This is a genomic window from Polaromonas aquatica (assembly GCF_050626995.1).
Lineage (GTDB): Bacteria > Pseudomonadota > Gammaproteobacteria > Burkholderiales > Burkholderiaceae_C > Polaromonas > Polaromonas aquatica_A.
The window spans coordinates 2143468-2159465 of the sequence record NZ_CP192467.1; the positions used below are offsets into that span (position 1 = coordinate 2143468).

At 55.8% G+C, this 15998-nt stretch carries 11 protein-coding genes; all 11 read left to right on the forward strand.

The window, feature by feature from the left end; genetic code table 11:
* Positions 1 to 2: 2 nt before the first annotated feature.
* Positions 3 to 896, forward strand: a complete 894-nt coding sequence (gene sucD, locus ACQ4MS_RS10230) for a succinate--CoA ligase subunit alpha (protein ID WP_431099396.1) — start codon at positions 3 to 5, stop codon at positions 894 to 896.
* An 83-nt stretch (positions 897 to 979) separates the two neighbouring features.
* On the forward strand, positions 980 to 1681 hold the full coding sequence (locus tag ACQ4MS_RS10235) for a TerC family protein (protein WP_431099397.1): 702 nt from the start codon (positions 980 to 982) through the stop codon (positions 1679 to 1681).
* Between the two features lie 182 nt (positions 1682 to 1863).
* Complete coding sequence (locus ACQ4MS_RS10240; protein WP_431099398.1) at positions 1864 to 4617, forward strand: CHASE2 domain-containing serine/threonine-protein kinase; 2754 nt, start codon at positions 1864 to 1866, stop codon at positions 4615 to 4617.
* A 13-nt stretch (positions 4618 to 4630) separates the two neighbouring features.
* Entirely contained in the window at positions 4631 to 5416 is a 786-nt protein-coding gene (locus ACQ4MS_RS10245; protein WP_431099399.1) for a Stp1/IreP family PP2C-type Ser/Thr phosphatase, read from the forward strand.
* Between the two features lie 37 nt (positions 5417 to 5453).
* Entirely contained in the window at positions 5454 to 6110 is a 657-nt protein-coding gene (locus ACQ4MS_RS10250) for an FHA domain-containing protein (RefSeq protein WP_431099400.1), read from the forward strand.
* Between the two features lie 58 nt (positions 6111 to 6168).
* Positions 6169 to 8418 carry a CHASE2 domain-containing protein gene (locus tag ACQ4MS_RS10255; RefSeq protein WP_431099401.1) on the forward strand — a complete coding sequence of 750 codons (2250 nt, stop codon included), beginning with the start codon at positions 6169 to 6171 and terminating at the stop codon, positions 8416 to 8418.
* Positions 8419 to 8454: 36 nt separating this feature from the next.
* Positions 8455 to 9246, forward strand: coding sequence for a 3',5'-cyclic-nucleotide phosphodiesterase (locus ACQ4MS_RS10260; RefSeq protein WP_431099402.1), 792 nt, complete (start codon positions 8455 to 8457; stop codon positions 9244 to 9246).
* Positions 9243 to 11636 (forward strand): GspE/PulE family protein, encoded by a 2394-nt coding sequence (locus tag ACQ4MS_RS10265; protein ID WP_431099403.1) that lies wholly within the window; start codon positions 9243 to 9245, stop codon positions 11634 to 11636. Before ACQ4MS_RS10260 ends, ACQ4MS_RS10265 begins: the two co-directional genes overlap by 4 nt.
* Before the next feature lie 146 nt (positions 11637 to 11782).
* Positions 11783 to 12250 carry a pilin gene (locus ACQ4MS_RS10270; protein WP_431099404.1) on the forward strand — a complete coding sequence of 156 codons (468 nt, stop codon included), beginning with the start codon at positions 11783 to 11785 and terminating at the stop codon, positions 12248 to 12250.
* Between the two features lie 215 nt (positions 12251 to 12465).
* On the forward strand, positions 12466 to 14181 hold the full coding sequence (locus tag ACQ4MS_RS10275; RefSeq protein ID WP_431099405.1) for a Wzy polymerase domain-containing protein: 1716 nt from the start codon (positions 12466 to 12468) through the stop codon (positions 14179 to 14181).
* A gap of 112 nt (positions 14182 to 14293) precedes the next feature.
* Complete coding sequence (locus tag ACQ4MS_RS10280; protein ID WP_431099406.1) at positions 14294 to 15997, forward strand: PglL family O-oligosaccharyltransferase; 1704 nt, start codon at positions 14294 to 14296, stop codon at positions 15995 to 15997.
* Position 15998 lies beyond the last annotated feature (1 nt).

Here is a 15998-nt window from a genome sequence, read left to right on the forward strand (position 1 = left end):
ACATGTCGATCTACATCAACAAACACACCAAAGTCATCACCCAGGGCATCACCGGCAAGACCGGCCAGTTCCACACCCGCATGTGCCGCGACTACGCAAACGGCAAAGAGGCTTTTGTGGCGGGCGTGAACCCGAAGAAAGCCGGCGAAGACTTCGAAGGCATCCCGATTTTCGCGAACGTGACCGAAGCCGCCAAGGCCACCGGTGCGACCGTGTCGGTTATCTATGTGCCGCCGGCTGGCGCCGCTGCCGCTATCTGGGAGGCTGTTGAAGCCAATCTGGACCTGGCCATCTGCATCACTGAAGGCATTCCGGTCAAGGACATGCTGGAAGTGCGCAACCGCATGAAGGCCAAGGAAGCCGCCGGTGGCAAGAAGACGCTGCTGTTGGGTCCCAACTGCCCCGGCCTGATCACCCCCGACGAAATCAAGATCGGCATCATGCCCGGCCACATCCACCGCAAGGGCCGTATCGGGGTGGTCAGCCGCTCCGGCACGCTGACTTATGAAGCCGTTGCGCAGCTGACCGAAATCGGCCTGGGCCAGTCCAGCGCGGTCGGCATCGGCGGCGACCCGATCAACGGCCTGAAGCACATCGACGTGATGAAGGCCTTTAATGACGATCCGGACACTGACGCGGTCATCATGATCGGCGAAATTGGCGGTCCCGACGAAGCGGAAGCTGCGATGTGGTGCAAGGCCAATATGAAAAAGCCTATCGTGGGCTTTATCGCTGGTGTGACGGCACCTGCCGGCAAGCGTATGGGCCATGCCGGCGCGCTGATTTCCGGCGGCGCCGACACCGCCGATGCCAAATTGGCAATCATGGAAGAGTGCGGTTTCACCGTGACGCGCAATCCCTCCGAAATGGCCAAGCTGCTCAAAGCGCTGCTGTAAGTTTCGGAAAATTGAGGTCGGTCAACTGCCGGACCGGTTGTCTTCGCTGACAATCGGTCTTTTTGATTTCTTGAGAGGGTTCCATGGAAGAGTTCATGACAGCTGGTTTCTGGCTCGCGGTCGGCCAGATCATCATGATCGACATCCTTCTGGGTGGCGATAACGCGGTGGTCATTGCTTTGGCCTGCCGGAACCTTCCGCCCAAACAGCGCACTCAAGGCATCATCTACGGCACCATGGGTGCCATTGTCCTGCGCGTGATCCTGATTGCCTTTGCGCTTGCTCTGCTGGCTGTTCCTTACCTCAAGATCGTGGGCGCCGTCCTGCTGCTGTGGATTGGTGTCAAGCTAATGCTGCCAGAGGGTGATGACGACCACAATATCAGTTCGAGCGACAAGCTCTGGGGCGCTGTGAAAACCGTGATCATTGCCGACTTGGTGATGAGTGTCGATAACGTGCTGGCTATCGCAGGCGCCGCACAAGGTGCCGGCCAGCAGCACCAGTTGCCGTTGGTGATTTTCGGCCTGCTGGTCAGTATTCCCATCATTGTCTGGGGTAGCCAGTTGGTGCTCAAGCTGATGGGGCGGTTCCCAATCATCATCACGCTCGGCGCCATGCTGCTGGGCTGGATCGCCGGCCAGATGGCTTATTCCGATCCAGCGGTCAAGGCGTACTTGCCAGACTCCGCTGTCTGGAGTTACGCGGCAGCAGTAGCAGGCGCTTTGCTGGTATTGGTGATGGGCAAGATTCTGGAAGCGCGCCAGAAGTCGGCTAATCCAGCCTGAAGTTTGACCCCGCCAAGTCATCGGCGGCGTCAATTTGCAACACAAGGCAGGGGCGGTGCAAAAGTCCCTTGTCCGGGTTCGTTGTGTCTGTTAATGTCCACAGATGGGGATTTTGTAACCGGTTGGTAACGTCCGGGTTACAAGTGCGCAAAAAATAAACCGGTGCTGCAGGCATGCGCTGGATGAACCAGGACAAAGGCGAGACAGACGTGGCAGCATCATCAAGTAAACGCATACAGTTCTGGCGGGCCGACTGGTTTGTGGGCGTCCTGGTGGTCTTGGCTGTCTTGTTTTTGCATGGCCTGACGGACTTTTTCGGCACCCTGGAGCGCCGCTACTACGACTTCGCGAGCACCAGCACTTCGCGCCAGCCTTCCGACCGCATCGCCATCATCGCCATCGACGACCAGAGCATCGCTAACATCGGGCGCTGGCCCTGGCCGCGCGACGTGCATGCGCAGCTGATCGACCAGCTTTCGGCCGCCAAGGCCAAAACCATTGCGCACACCGCCTTCTTCTTCGAGCCCCAGACGGACCGCGGCCTGGTGTTCATCCGCAAAATGAAGGAAGCGCTAGGCCCTGCGGCGGATCCTGCCGCGGCAACCCCCGGCGGCCTGCCTGAGCAGCTCGGCAAGGTCATCGCCGAGGCCGAGATCGCCCTGGACACCGACGCCAAGCTTGCGGCCAGCGTGAGCAAGGCCGGCAATGTCCTGGTTCCCTCGGTTTTTCAACTGGGCGTACCGCAAGGCCGTCCCGACAATCCCCTGCCAGTCTATGCCCTGAAGAGCGCAGTGGATGAAGCCAATAATTTCTCGCTGCCGGCCATTCGCGGCCAACAACCCATTGAACTGATAGGCGCGGCTGCCGCCGGCATTGCCCACCTTAACCAGTTACCCGATGTGGACGGCGCCGTGCGCCAGGAGCCCCTGTTGATCAATTACTACGGCAAGGCTGTGCCCTCGATGAGCCTGCTGGTCGCGGCCAAGAGCCTGAATCTCGGGCCGGCCGATATCAAGCTCAACGTAGGTGAGTCGGTGCAGATCGGCAGGCTGATGGTCAAGACCGACGACTCGGCGTTGATGCTGCCGCAGTTCTACAAGGGCAGGGACGGCCGGCCCGCGTTTGCGGTGGATTCCTTCTATGACGTAATCTCGGGCAAAATCCCGGCCGCCAAGTACGCTGACAAGATCGTGATCATTGGCGCCACCGCCGCGGGCGTGGGCACCCAGTTCCCTACACCCGCGGGCCCCGGGCTTTCGCCGGCTGAAACCATCGCGCACATCACTTCCAGCATCTTGAGCGAGCACTTCATCGTACAGCCGGGCTGGGGATTGTGGGCCACGCTGGGCGTGCTGCTGCTGGTGGCCGGCTACCTGATTGCCGGACTCCCCCGGCTGTCGGCCGGCAAGGCCGCCATCGTCACTTTGCTGTTGTTCGTGGTGCTGCTGGCGGTCGAATTCAGCCTGCTGTCGGCGGCAGCGACCTGGCTCAAATTCATCTTTCCCGCCGCGCTCCTGGTCATAGGCCACCTCGCGCTGACCACCAAGCGCTTCCTGATGACCGAGGCCGGCAAGCTCAAGTCCGACGAAGAATCGGCTGAAACCAATCGCATGATGGGCCTGGCGCTGCAAGGCCAGGGCCAGCTCGACATGGCCTTTGACCGTTTCCGCCGTGTACCCTTCACCGATGCGTTAATGGACAACCTGAACAACCTTGGGTTGGATTTCGAGCGCAAGCGCCAATTCAATAAAGCCCAGGCTGTGTATGAGTACATGGCAACTTACAACAAAAGCCACAAGGACCTTCAGTCCAAGCTCAATCGCGCCAAAAACCTTTCGGAAACCGTCATTCTGGGTGGGGGCGGCGCACATCCGGGTGGCACCATGCTTCTGGATGGCGGGGCGGTTGAAAAACCGATGTTGGGCCGGTACCAAGTTGAAAAAGAACTGGGCAAAGGCGCGATGGGCGTGGTTTACCTTGGCAAGGATCCGAAGATTGGTCGCGTTGTGGCTATTAAGACGATGGCTCTTAGCCAGGAGTTCGAGGGCGAAGAACTTGAAGATGCGCGGGAGCGATTTTTCCGCGAGGCCGAGACTGCGGGCCGATTGCAGCATCAGAACATCGTGACGATCTTCGACGCCGGCGAGGAGCATGACCTGGCCTACATAGCAATGGAGTTCCTCAAAGGCAAAGACTTGGCCGATGTCACCAAGGAAGGGCATTTGCTGCCGGTCGCCAAGGTTTTGTCAATCGTTGCGCGGGTTGCGGAAGCCCTTGCCTATGCGCACAAGCAGAACGTGGTGCACCGGGATATCAAGCCAGCCAACATCATGTATGAGATCGACAGCGACACGGTGAAAGTGACCGACTTTGGTATCGCGCGCATCACGGATTCGAGCAAAACCAAGACGGGTCTGGTGTTGGGTACACCGAGCTTCATGTCACCGGAGCAGATTGCCGGGAAAAAGGTTGATGGGCGCTCAGACCTTTATTCGCTGGGTGTCATGCTGTTTCAAATGCTGGCTGGTGTATTGCCGTTTCGGGGCGACTCCATGGCGGAGCTGATGTACAAGATCGCGAACGAAGAAGCGCCAGATATCCGCATTATCCGCAGGGAGCTGTCAGGACAGCTGGCCGATGTTGTTGCGCTGTCCCTGGCGAAAAAACCGGAGCTGCGGTACCAGGATGGCGATAAGCTGGCAGCGGATTTGCGCGCTGTCATTGCGGCGATGGGCGATGCTGTGCCAACCGCGTCTTTTGCTCCGCAGCAAGTTGTACCGGCGGCGCAATTTGATGCGACGGTCGTGCAGGCCGCTGCTGTTGCAATAACGCCTGTGCCCACAACCTATGATGCGACACAGACCCTGAATTCAGACGGAGCGCAGGCGTTTGAGAAAACCGTTGTCTCCAAGCCACCTGCGGCCGATACCCAGTGATAACACGAACAAGATGATCTACGAGATTTGTACACATACCGACCCAGGGCTTACGCGGGACAACAATGAAGATGCGGTCGCCTTTGACGCTGCAACGCGGCTTTGCATCCTTGCCGATGGGATGGGGGGTTATAACGCCGGTGAAATTGCGAGCGGGATGGCTGCGGCCTTTATCAAGTCCGAAATGGGTCGCTGGCTTTCTCAGGCAGGCCGAAATGCCAATGCCAAGGAAGTGCGCAGGGCGCTGGAAATCTGCGTGGAGAATGCCAATCACTCAATATTCAATGCAGCGAATTCCAATCCTCAGTACGCGGGAATGGGCACCACATTGGTTGTAGGCGTTTTTCAGGACGGGCGCTTGATGTTGGGCCATATTGGTGACTCCCGTTGCTATCGCTTGCGCGGCGGAGAGCTTCAGCAGATCACCAAAGATCACTCACTGCTTCAGGAGCAAATTGACGCCGGGCTGATTACCCCCGAGCAAGCACTGACTTCTCTGAATAAAAACCTGGTGACACGTGCCCTGGGTGTTGAAGATACGGTGCTGGTTGAGGTCAATGAGCACCGTGTCGACGCGGGAGACCTTTACTTGATGTGCTCGGACGGCCTTTCGGACATGGTCGCGGATCCGGGCATTGCGGCTATCCTTACCGCCGCAGGTACGTTGGAGCAAAAAGCAAGGCAGCTGATCGTGGCAGCGAATGAAGCCGGCGGACGCGATAATATTTCCGTATTGCTGGCATACGTGAAAGAAGACTCGGCCAAGCGGGGGCTTTTGTCCAGAATGCTGGGAAAATAGCGATGACTGAAATATTACAAACAGACAGGAGTCGGCCATGCCGAAAATGATCGTCTCTATTGACGGCGTTGTGATCAAGGAAGTCCAGTTGACAAAAGACCGGACTTCTTTGGGGCGCAGGCCCTACAACGACATCGTCATCGACAACCTAGCAGTCAGTGGGGAGCATGCCGTCTTGCAGATGTCCGGCAATGAGGTTTATCTTGAAGATCTCAACAGCACCAATGGCACCTATGTCAACGGCAAGGCCGTTAAAAAACTACTGCTGCAGAACAGTGACACTGTTGAAATTGGCAAGTACAAGATCAAGTACGTCAACGAGGCCGCACCTGCAGGTTTCGAAAAAACGATGATTATCAAGGCTGGCTCGGCCGGTCTAGCGCCCCCCGCACCGGCGGGCTCACCAGTGGCGTCGGCTGAAGCAGGCGCAGGCCTCACGGCAGCCATCAAAGTGATGTCAGGCGCGGCAGCTGGCCGCGAAGTGGCATTGGTGAAAGTGGTTACTACCATCGGAAAGCCCGGAGTTGCGGTTGCCGCCATTACCAAGCGGCCTCAAGGGTTTGTCGTTGCCCATGTGGAAGGCTCTGGCAAACCAACACTGAACGGAGCCCCCATTGGAGCTGAGCCCGTCATCCTGAAAAATGGTGACATGCTTGAGCTGGCCGGAACGCAAATGCAGTTCGTTCAACACTGACATTGGTCTGAGCGGCCGCGCACCAAGCGGACGTAGGTACTCTTTCAAACGAGGTCGCATGAGACTCCTCTCCCGGCACTGGCCTCGTATCGCCGTCACGTTGATTCCGCTGGTGTTTGCATTGATGCATGCCAGTGGAGTCGTCCGCATTGGCGTATTGCAACGGCTGGACGACATCATCTACGACGCACGCCTTCGCGCGACGATGCCGCATACGCTGGACGAGCGTATTGTTATCGTTGACATTGATGAGAAGAGCCTTGCTGAGGTAGGTCGCTGGCCTTGGGGCAGAAACAAGCTGGCGGAGCTGGTCGACGAGTTGCAGGATCGCCAGAAAACGGCGCTGCTGGGGTTTGACGTTGTATTCGCCGAGGCCGACGAAAGCTCAGGTCTGAAGCGGCTCAAGCAACTGGCTCAGACGGAACTGAAAGATCAACCGGGATTTCCGGAGAAACTCAGCCAGCTGCAAGCCAGCCTGGATTACGACGCAATTTTCGCGAAAGCGATTGAAAAACGTCCCGTGGTGATGGGGTATTACTTCACCAGCGACAGGGATGGTCGAGTCAATGGCGCTTTGCCATCCCCGGTTATGGGCAGCGAGGCGCTTGGCGGCCGCCCTATTAAGTTCACCAGCTGGAACGGATACGGAGCCAATATAGAGCTGCTGGCGAAAGCGGCACCTCTAGGCGGTTTTTTCAACTCCATCACTGAGGGCGATGGCGTGGTTCGCTCCATTCCCCTGCTGGCGGAGTTCAAGGGGCAGTACTACGAGTCTCTGGCGCTCGCCATGTTTCGCATGCTCGCGGGTTTGCCCAAAGTGGAACCTGGTTTTCCGCAGGAAAAATTCCTGAGCCGCAACTACCAGGGGCTGGAAAGCATTCTGCTCAAACAAGGCAATAAAACCTTGGCGATTCCGGTCGATGACCGCGTTGCCACGCTGGTGCCCTTCAGAGGCAATGGCGGTGCGAATGGTGGTTCATTCCGGTATGTCTCTGCGGCGGATATCTTGGCCAAGCGGCTGGCGCCCGGTACGCTCAAGGACAAGATCATCCTTGTCGGGACCACTGCGCCCGGGCTGCTCGATTTGAGAGTGACCCCTGTGGGAGAGACCTATCCCGGTGTGGAAACGCACGCCAATGTGATCTCGGGGCTTCTTGACGGAAAGGTATTCGTCAAGCCTGACTATGCCGTCGGTTTTGAGGTGGTCATTCTGCTTCTATCCGGGTTGACGCTGGCTTTTGCGTTGCCCCTGCTCTCAGCTTCCCGTGCGGTGCTGGTCAGTATGGCAGTGATTGCAGCTATAACCGGCCTGAATTTCTGGCTTTACTCGGGATACGGTCTGGTGCTACCGCTGGCCAGCGCGTTGGTTATGGCGTTGACCGCATTTGCGTTGAACATGAGTTATGGATATTTCGTGGAAAGCCGATCAAAACGAGAATTGGCTCATCTGTTCGGCACCTATGTCCCCCCTGAGCTGGTTGATGAGATGGTGAAAGACCCCGATAGCTACAGCATGACGGCGACGACCAAAGAACTGACCGTCATGTTTTGCGATATGCGCGGCTTCACCAAAATGTCTGAGTCGATGGAGCCCACCCAGCTACAGGCCTTGCTGAACAGTGTTTTCAGCCGGCTGACAGATCTGATTCGCAGCAATCGGGGCACGATTGATAAATACATGGGTGACTGCGTGATGGCTTTTTGGGGAGCGCCTGTCGATACACCGGATCACGCTGGTCTGGCAGTCAAAACGGCGCTCGAGATGTCGAATGCTGTCAGGATGATTAATGAGGAGCATAAAGCCAAGGGTTTACCCGAAATTGGAATTGGCATTGGCGTTAACACCGGCACGATGTGCGTGGGCGACATGGGTTCGGATATCCGCCGCAGTTACACGGTGATTGGTGATGCCGTGAATCTGGGATCGCGCCTGGAAGGGCTGTCAAAAATTTACGGGATTGATATCGTGGTCAGCGAGTCCACCCGGAAACAGGCAAACGATTTTGCATGGCAGGAATTGGATAAGGTTCGCGTGAAAGGCAAGGATCAGGCCGTTTCCATATTCTGGCCGCTGGCGCCAGTAGACCGGATTGACAAGGACGTTGCGGCGGAGCTGAAAACGTGGGGAATGGCGTTAAAGGCTTACCGGGCGCAGGATTGGGACCAATGCGACGTCCAATTGCTCAATTTACATCGGATAAATGGCAAAAAGTTCCTTTACCAGCTGTATTCGGAGCGTGTAGCCTCTATGAGGCTGTTGCCTTTTGATCCGGAATGGGATGGCGCAACCAATTTTGAAACCAAATAGTACAACCCTCCACGTCAAGGCCAACCGGAAAATCTCATGAAAGTACGTGTACTCGGCTGCTCGGGAGCCATTGCCAAAGACTGCCGGACCACGTCTTTTCTGCTCGACCACGACTTGCTGGTTGATGCCGGCACGGGCGTGGGCGACCTCACGCTGGATGAGATGGCTGGTGTTGATCATGTGCTATTGACCCATTCGCATCTGGATCACGTGGCGGCACTGCCGTTGATGGTGGATGCGATTGCAGCCCGGCGAACCACACCTATTCAGATCCACGCCCTGCAGGGGACGATCGATGCGCTGAAAGCGCATATTTTCAACAACACCATCTGGCCTGATTTTTCCCGAATTCCCAGCCCCGAGGCCCCCTTTGTCAGTTTTCACCCGCTGGAGATCGGGCAAATCTTGTTATTGGCTGGCAAGCAAATAGAAGTGCTGCCTGCCGTGCATACCGTCCCGGCTGCTGGCTACGCGGTAGCTACCGCCAAGGGGCATTGGGTGTTCACAGGCGACACGGAGCAGAACCCGGCTTTGTGGGCCCGCATTAACCAGATAAGAGTTGCGATGCTGGTCATTGAAACGGCTTTCAGCAATCGCGAGCGCGACCTTGCCAAGCGGAGCCTTCATCTTTCTCCTCATGCGCTGGCCAATGAGCTCGATTGCATCGAACGAGGGAACAGCTATCCCATTTACATCACCCACACCAAGCCAGCCGAGACCGACCTGATCATGGCCGAGATACAGCGCTTTGACCAAACACGACCGTTTGGTCCCAATGTATCGCATGACATCCGGTGGTTGCGGGCCGGCCAGGAGTTTGAGCTATGAGCGCCGTATTGCAACGTGATCCAGAGGACGAGTTTTTTGACTCGCAAATGCTGCCTCCACAGGAGCGCGGAGTTACCTTTGAGGCCTTGTATTTCCGGCAGCTGCAGCTGGTTACCAACCGCATCCACGAGACGGAAAATGTCGAGCAGATCATGCTTGAGGCCAGCCAGGACATCTGCAAGCTCTTTAATGCGGACCGGTTGACGCTTTATGCGGTCAATGAAGACCGTAGCTCCATTGTTTCCAAGGTCAAGACGGGACTCAATACCAGCCGTGACCTGAAGCTTCCGGTCAGCGCGCAGAGCATAGCGGGCTACGTTGCCATGGCTCGCCAGATGGTCAATATCGCGGACGTCTACGATGAGGAGGCGCTGAAAAAAATCCATCCCGCGTTGAGTTTCCTCCAGGAGGTTGACAAGCGTTCCGGGTACAGGACGAAGCAGATGCTCGTGGCCCCCGTCATGGATGGAGACACCTTGTACGGTGTTCTTCAGGTCATCAACAACCGGAGTGATCAGCCTTTCGGAAAGCTTGAAGAGGACGGCGCACTTCAGCTGTGCAAGACCTTGGGCATCGCCATACGCCAGCGCATGCAAAAAACAGGGCGCAAAGTTACCAAGTATGACGGCTTGGTGACCGAAGGTGTGTTGTCCCAGGAGGAATTGCAGCAATGCATCCTCCAGGCTCGGGAAGAGGGCAAGTCGGTTGAGCACATGTTAATGGCCAACTTCCACATTCGGCCCATACAGATCGGTGCATCGCTTGCCAAATTCTTTGGCGTTGCTTACGAGCCCTTCAATGCCGGACGGATTCGCTCGGAGATGCTGCACGGGGCGCTGAAACGAGACTTCATTGAGCAGCAGGGCTGGATTCCGCTGGAGGAAACCACGGAGGGCCTAGTGGTCATGTGTGTGGATCCCGAAGCCGTGCGGGGTGCGCGCGTAGTCCCGCAGGTATTCTCCCGTGTCTCCAAGTTCTCTTATCGGGTTACAACCCAGACGGAATTTGAAGAAACAATGGGGCAGCTGTTTGGTGCGGTTGCAGAAGGCAGTTCCATTGATCAATTGCTTGCAGACATGGATTCGCCGCTTGACGCCGAGTCCGGTGACGACTCTTCGCTGGAGTCCGCCGCAGCCGACAATGAGCTGGTCAAATTTGTCAACAAGGTCATCATCGACGCTTACAACCAGAAGGTGTCGGACATTCACATAGAACCTATGCCGGGAAAAGCCAAAACCGGTATCCGTTTTCGCATTGATGGCACCTTGCAACCCTACATTGAGGTACCAGCTCAGTTCCGTCAGGCCATGGTCACGCGGCTGAAGATCATGTGCGACCTGGACATCTCAGAAAAGCGCAAGCCGCAAGACGGGAAGATCAAGTTCAAAAAATATGGCCCACTGGACATCGAGTTGCGCGTCGCCACCATTCCTTCCGCCGGTGGCGTGGAGGATGTGGTCATGCGGATTTTGGCCGCTGGTGAACCGATCCCGCTTGAAAAACTCGGGTTGACAGCGCACAACAAAGAGCGGCTGGAAAAAACTGTCTCTAAACCCTACGGTCTCTTTTATGTATGTGGCCCAACGGGTTCGGGCAAGACCACGACGCTGCATTCGATTCTGAAATTTCTCAACACTCCGGATACCAAAATCTGGACCGCTGAAGATCCTGTGGAAATTACGCAGAAGGGTTTGCGCCAGGTGCAGATCAACCGGAAGGCGGGCATTGACTTCGCGTTGGTTATGCGAGCCTTCCTGCGGGCCGATCCCGACATCATCATGGTCGGTGAATCCCGCGATAAGGAAACCGTAGCGATGGGCGTTGAAGCCTCCCTAACAGGGCACATGGTTTTCTCGACGCTTCACACCAATTCGGCTCCCGAGTCCATTACGCGCTTGCTGGACATGGGCATGGACCCCTTCAATTTTGCAGATGCGCTGCTGGGCATCCTGGCCCAGCGCCTGGCCAAAAAACTCTGCGACTGCAAAGAGGCATATCAGCCGAGTGCCCAGGAAATCAAGGATTTCATCAAGGAATACTCGGAAGAGCTGCGCCATACCGAGGCCTGGAAAGCCGATCCCGGCGGTGAGTCACAAAAGCTTTATGAAGACTGGATGGAGCGCTATGGAAAGGACGACAAACTGACCTTGTACCGCGCGGTTGGCTGCGACAAGTGCAATAAAACCGGCTACAAGGGCCGCGTTGGTTTGCACGAGTTAATGATTGCTGATGACGCTGCCAAGAAGCTGATCCAGGAACGGGCCCGTGTGGCGGAGCTGTTTGCAAGCGCTGTCAACAGTGGAATGCGGACGCTCAAGATGGACGGCATGGAAAAAGTGCTTATGGGCCTGACCGATCTGAAGATGGTTCGTTCGGTCTGTATCAAGTGACAAAAATGTCGTCAAATATAGAGGCGCAAGTCAAAAAGGTAAGTTGGCCGCTTTTTGTGACCCCAAAATCACGAAAAACAGGACGCTTTTACATGGCACAAAAACTGCTGTAACGCTAAGCTAGTTTTTTCAACCAAGGAGTTTTTATGAAACGTTCAATCCAAAAGGGTTTTACCCTGATCGAATTGATGATCGTCGTGGCGATTATCGGTATTTTGGCTGCGGTGGCTTTGCCTGCTTATCAGGACTACACCAAGCGCGCAAAGCTGTCTGAAGTGATTCTTGCTGCTTCTGCTTGCCGCACAACGATTACCGAGGTATTCCAGTCTGCAACGACTCTGCCAAACGGTGGCTCGTGGGGTTGTGAGTCTACGACTCCTACCAGCAAGTATGTCGCGGCGATCCAGACCAACAATGCGGGTGCGATCAGTGTCCAAGTCTCAAACTCCATTAACGATGCCGCCATCGGGCAGACCTGGGTATCCTTGGTCCCCTCCGACGCGAGTGGCACTCCATTGGCAGCTGGCTCGGTTGTCAAGATGTGGGTCTGCGGCCCCAGCACCGGATCTGGTACGCCTGTGAAGTATCTGCCAGGCTCGTGCCGCGGTACCTGATAGCTTTTTCTCCTCTCTAAAAAAGGCACCTCAGGGTGCCTTTTTTGTGGGTGAACGGAACATGGTCAAAATACAGCAATTCAAATTCAAGGCATTCGCATAAAGTGGACAGACAAAATACATCGCGCGCGCCAGGGCGGCAGGAGCGGCTAATCTACCTGGTCGGGTTCATTGTTTTTGGGGTGCCGGCATTGGTCGGCTATGGTACGAGCCCCTTGACCAACTTTACTGCGGAAGCGATGTGTGTGACTGGCTTGGGGCTGATGCTGATCTTTATAGCAACGGATGCCTTGCTCCGACTGAGGGGGCAGTGGGAACTATTTGTCGCCATAGGCGCGCTTGGATTATTGGGGGCTGTAACGCTAGTTCAATACGCTTTGTTTGGACAACAGCAAATCGATGCCTATCTTGTCGTGCTGGGATACCTTCTGTGTGCTGGCCTGTCTATAGTGGCTGGGCATGTAGCTCATTCCGGGGGGCATGCGGCGAGTTGGTTCCAGGCATGTGCCTGGAGCCTTGCTGTCGCTGGAACGATTGCTGCATTTGCGTCTGTCGCGCAGTACTTCAAGCTGGATGTGCAGTGGTTGGTGATTTCACCGGTTAACGAGGCTGGACGGACCTTCGGATTCGTTCGGCAGCCCAATCATCAGGGCACCTTCCTAAGCTTGGGGTTAGCCGCCCTGGTGTTTCTTCAGCGCACAAACAGCATCAGAACTTGGCTCTGGTGTGTTGTGAGTCTTATCCTGATCTTTGGGATCATGACCACTGGTTCTCGAACCGCCCTGTTGCAGGTCTTCCTTATATCCATGACTACATTGGCATGGTGCTGGCATGACCGTCGGGGTATGTTCAAGGCCATTTTACCAATCTTGCTGGCAGTTGCGATATGGCTCGTACTCTTCTTGGTTAGTCGAGCCGGCGGCCCCGAGTTTTTTGGTGTGCAAAAGCTTGGCCAGACCTCCAGCGAAGGATTCGGGATGCGATCTGCTGCCTGGCGCGAAACGGTGGCCATGGTGATGGAGCATCCATGGATAGGTAATGGGATACTGCGGTATCCGGCTGCATTTTTTCTAGGCGGTGCGGGCATCACGGTCGGCGTTAGCATGTCGCACTCGCATAATCTGCTTTTACAACTGGCGTCCGATTTTGGTCTACCCGTTGCACTCTTATTCTTCTCGCTGATAGCCTGGGTACTATGGCGGGCTAAAAGCTCTTTCGTAACCAGCGAAGGTTTCCTGGCATTTACATGCCTGGGTTGTCTTTTTATTCATTCGCTGGTCGAGTTTCCGCTTTGGTATGCGTATTTTTTGCTGCCAGCCGGTTGGTTTATAGGCACGTTGACATATCGCCGTCAAGCCCAAGTCATGCAATGGAATGGCAGCGTACATCATCACACCGGAGCTGATGGTGGAACAGGTGGATTGAAAGCCATCAGGGCTGCTGGCGTGATTGCCGGGGTGGCAATACTAAGCATAACGCTGTCAATGAACCGCGACTACTACCTTCTGACGCCGATATACGTTCCCGGCTTGGCTAGTACGATGAAAGAGCGTTTGGCGGATGCGGAACGGGTTTTTTGGTTTCGCCGATACGCAGACTTTCCAGGGTTGCAGCAAGAAACGGTAACTGAGGCGAACTATGAACTTCATCTGAAACGGGCGGCCTCTACTGGCTGCGTGATGAATGAGATATGGTTTCAATCCTCCACGCTGTTAGCTCTGGCCCAGGCGGGGAAAATCGATGAAGCCAAATGGATCTTGTACATTGTCTGGCGAATGAGCAAAGGGCAGGTTGACTCATTTAAAAAGGCATTGGTAAACAGTAAATTGCCGGCGGCTGTGCCGTTGGTCGAGTATCTTGAAAACCCGGTGCCTGTGCCCAAGGCAACAAAAACCTTTCAGCAGGTTTGCTACGAGCGTTCTGCTGAATAGATGGTGAAAGTAGCGTGGGAGGTATGGGACTCTTGGGTGCGATTGATGTCAGTGCCTGAAGAAGCCACGCAGCATGTTGAGACCGGATTGCTGTTTGTGCGAAAGCTGGGCCATGGCTGAAATCGGGGTGAACAGGACGTCAACGTATGGTGCATGCGGCATCGTCGCCGTGTTGCTCATGATGATGTGGCTCAACCCGTTTGCCGGAGGGCCAAGCCCCGCTGTGATGCCCTTGGTGATGTGTTGGCTTTACAGCGCGATTCTACTGATCGGCGGAAGTACGGATCGTCGGCTGTTATTAACATTGGGATTGATCGGTCCTCTACTTGTTGTTTGGGCATTTGTGTCCGGTGGTGGTGGGCGCTCATGGCAGGATATCGCCCTGTTCGCAGCGGGGTTGGCTAGCATCAGTATTGCTGCATTGTGGGCAGCTGGCCGTGACTCTGAATGTTGGCTCGCAATGTCTTACGCATGGCTGATTGCGGCCCTGCTTAGCAGCGGGCTGGGACTGTGCCAATACTTCAATTTGGCATCGCCAATGGCGCCCTGGGTCAACGTGCCACCGGTTGGCGAGGCCTTTGCCAACCTTCGGCAGCGTAACCAGTTCGCATCGTTGACTAATATCGGACTCTTGGCGTTGTTGTGGTTTGTGGCCCAAGAACGGATACGCGCGTTTGCTCTACCAATGGCCATGCTTCTGGCCGCGGGAAACGCTGCCTCCGCGTCGCGCACAGGGATTCTTCAGTTATTCTTGATCACTGCGCTGACTTGGTTCTGGCAGACTCCGAGGTGTTCGCGCTTGCTGGGTCTGTGTGTGGGGGCTGTGCTGGCCTATTTCGTCTCAGCGTTGTCTTTGCCCTGGTTGCTGCAGCTCATCAGCGGAACGGCAGGCAACAATGTCTTCGGCCGCCTGGCGGGCGAAAGTGGATGCAATAGCCGGATGGTGCTTTGGTCCAACGTGTTGGAGTTGATTAGGCAAAGACCGTTGCTTGGCTGGGGGCTCAACGAGCTGGATTACGCACACTACATTCACTTGTACCGGGGACCTCGTTTTTGCGAAATCCTTGACAATGCGCACAATCTTCCACTGCACCTCGCTGTTGAGTTGGGTATTCCGGCTGCAGCCATGATCTGTGCAGGCTCTGCGTGGCTGGTGTGCCGGACCAAGCCATGGCGTGACACCGATCCCACTCGGCAGCTGGCATGGGGAGGCATTTCTGTCATTCTGCTTCATAGCATGCTGGAATATCCTCTTTGGTATGGCCCATTCCAGATTACATTCGGGCTGTGCCTGGGTTTGTTGTGGGTGACTTCTCCATCGGCTGGTATAGCCGCCGGACGGGCCATAGGGCCTGGACGGACGCAAAAAGGCAACAGAGCCCGGCGCGTTTTGCTTACTCAAATCCTGCTGGCGGCGCTTACGGTAGCGCTACTGGGGTACTCAGTAAATAGCTATTACCGCGTAAGCCAGATCTATCTACCACCTTCTGAGCGGAGTCCGACCTACCGCGAAAACACACTGGAGAAAATCCGGGGCACATGGTTTTTTCAGAATCAGGTAGATTTTGCAGAATTGAGTGTCACGGGCTTGACTCCTCAGAATGCACAAGCCATAAACGCCTTGGCGACGAGGCTACTTCACTATTCACCAGAACCCCGTGTGATTGAAAAAGTCATTGAAAGTGCAGCCATGCTTGGCCATGACGAAGAGGCTTTGGCGCATCTGGCGCGTTACAGGGCGGCCTTTCCGGAGGACTATTTCCGATGGACGCAACTGAATACGCGAGCGGTCGACCCTGCTCCGGTATTGAAGTAAT

What these genes read in the sequence shown, in the direction of transcription:
- ACQ4MS_RS10250 (WP_431099400.1), top strand. Translation starts at nt 5,454, where the DNA reads ATGCCGAAAATGATCGTCTCTATTGACGGCGTTGTGATCAAGGAAGTC.
- ACQ4MS_RS10245 (WP_431099399.1), top strand. Translation starts at nt 4,631, where the DNA reads ATGATCTACGAGATTTGTACACATACCGACCCAGGGCTTACGCGGGAC.
- ACQ4MS_RS10280 (WP_431099406.1), top strand. Translation starts at nt 14,294, where the DNA reads ATGGCTGAAATCGGGGTGAACAGGACGTCAACGTATGGTGCATGCGGC.
- ACQ4MS_RS10260 (WP_431099402.1), top strand. Translation starts at nt 8,455, where the DNA reads ATGAAAGTACGTGTACTCGGCTGCTCGGGAGCCATTGCCAAAGACTGC.
- sucD (WP_431099396.1), top strand. Translation starts at nt 3, where the DNA reads ATGTCGATCTACATCAACAAACACACCAAAGTCATCACCCAGGGCATC.
- ACQ4MS_RS10255 (WP_431099401.1), top strand. Translation starts at nt 6,169, where the DNA reads ATGAGACTCCTCTCCCGGCACTGGCCTCGTATCGCCGTCACGTTGATT.
- ACQ4MS_RS10240 (WP_431099398.1), top strand. Translation starts at nt 1,864, where the DNA reads ATGAACCAGGACAAAGGCGAGACAGACGTGGCAGCATCATCAAGTAAA.
- ACQ4MS_RS10235 (WP_431099397.1), top strand. Translation starts at nt 980, where the DNA reads ATGGAAGAGTTCATGACAGCTGGTTTCTGGCTCGCGGTCGGCCAGATC.
- ACQ4MS_RS10270 (WP_431099404.1), top strand. Translation starts at nt 11,783, where the DNA reads ATGAAACGTTCAATCCAAAAGGGTTTTACCCTGATCGAATTGATGATC.
- ACQ4MS_RS10265 (WP_431099403.1), top strand. Translation starts at nt 9,243, where the DNA reads ATGAGCGCCGTATTGCAACGTGATCCAGAGGACGAGTTTTTTGACTCG.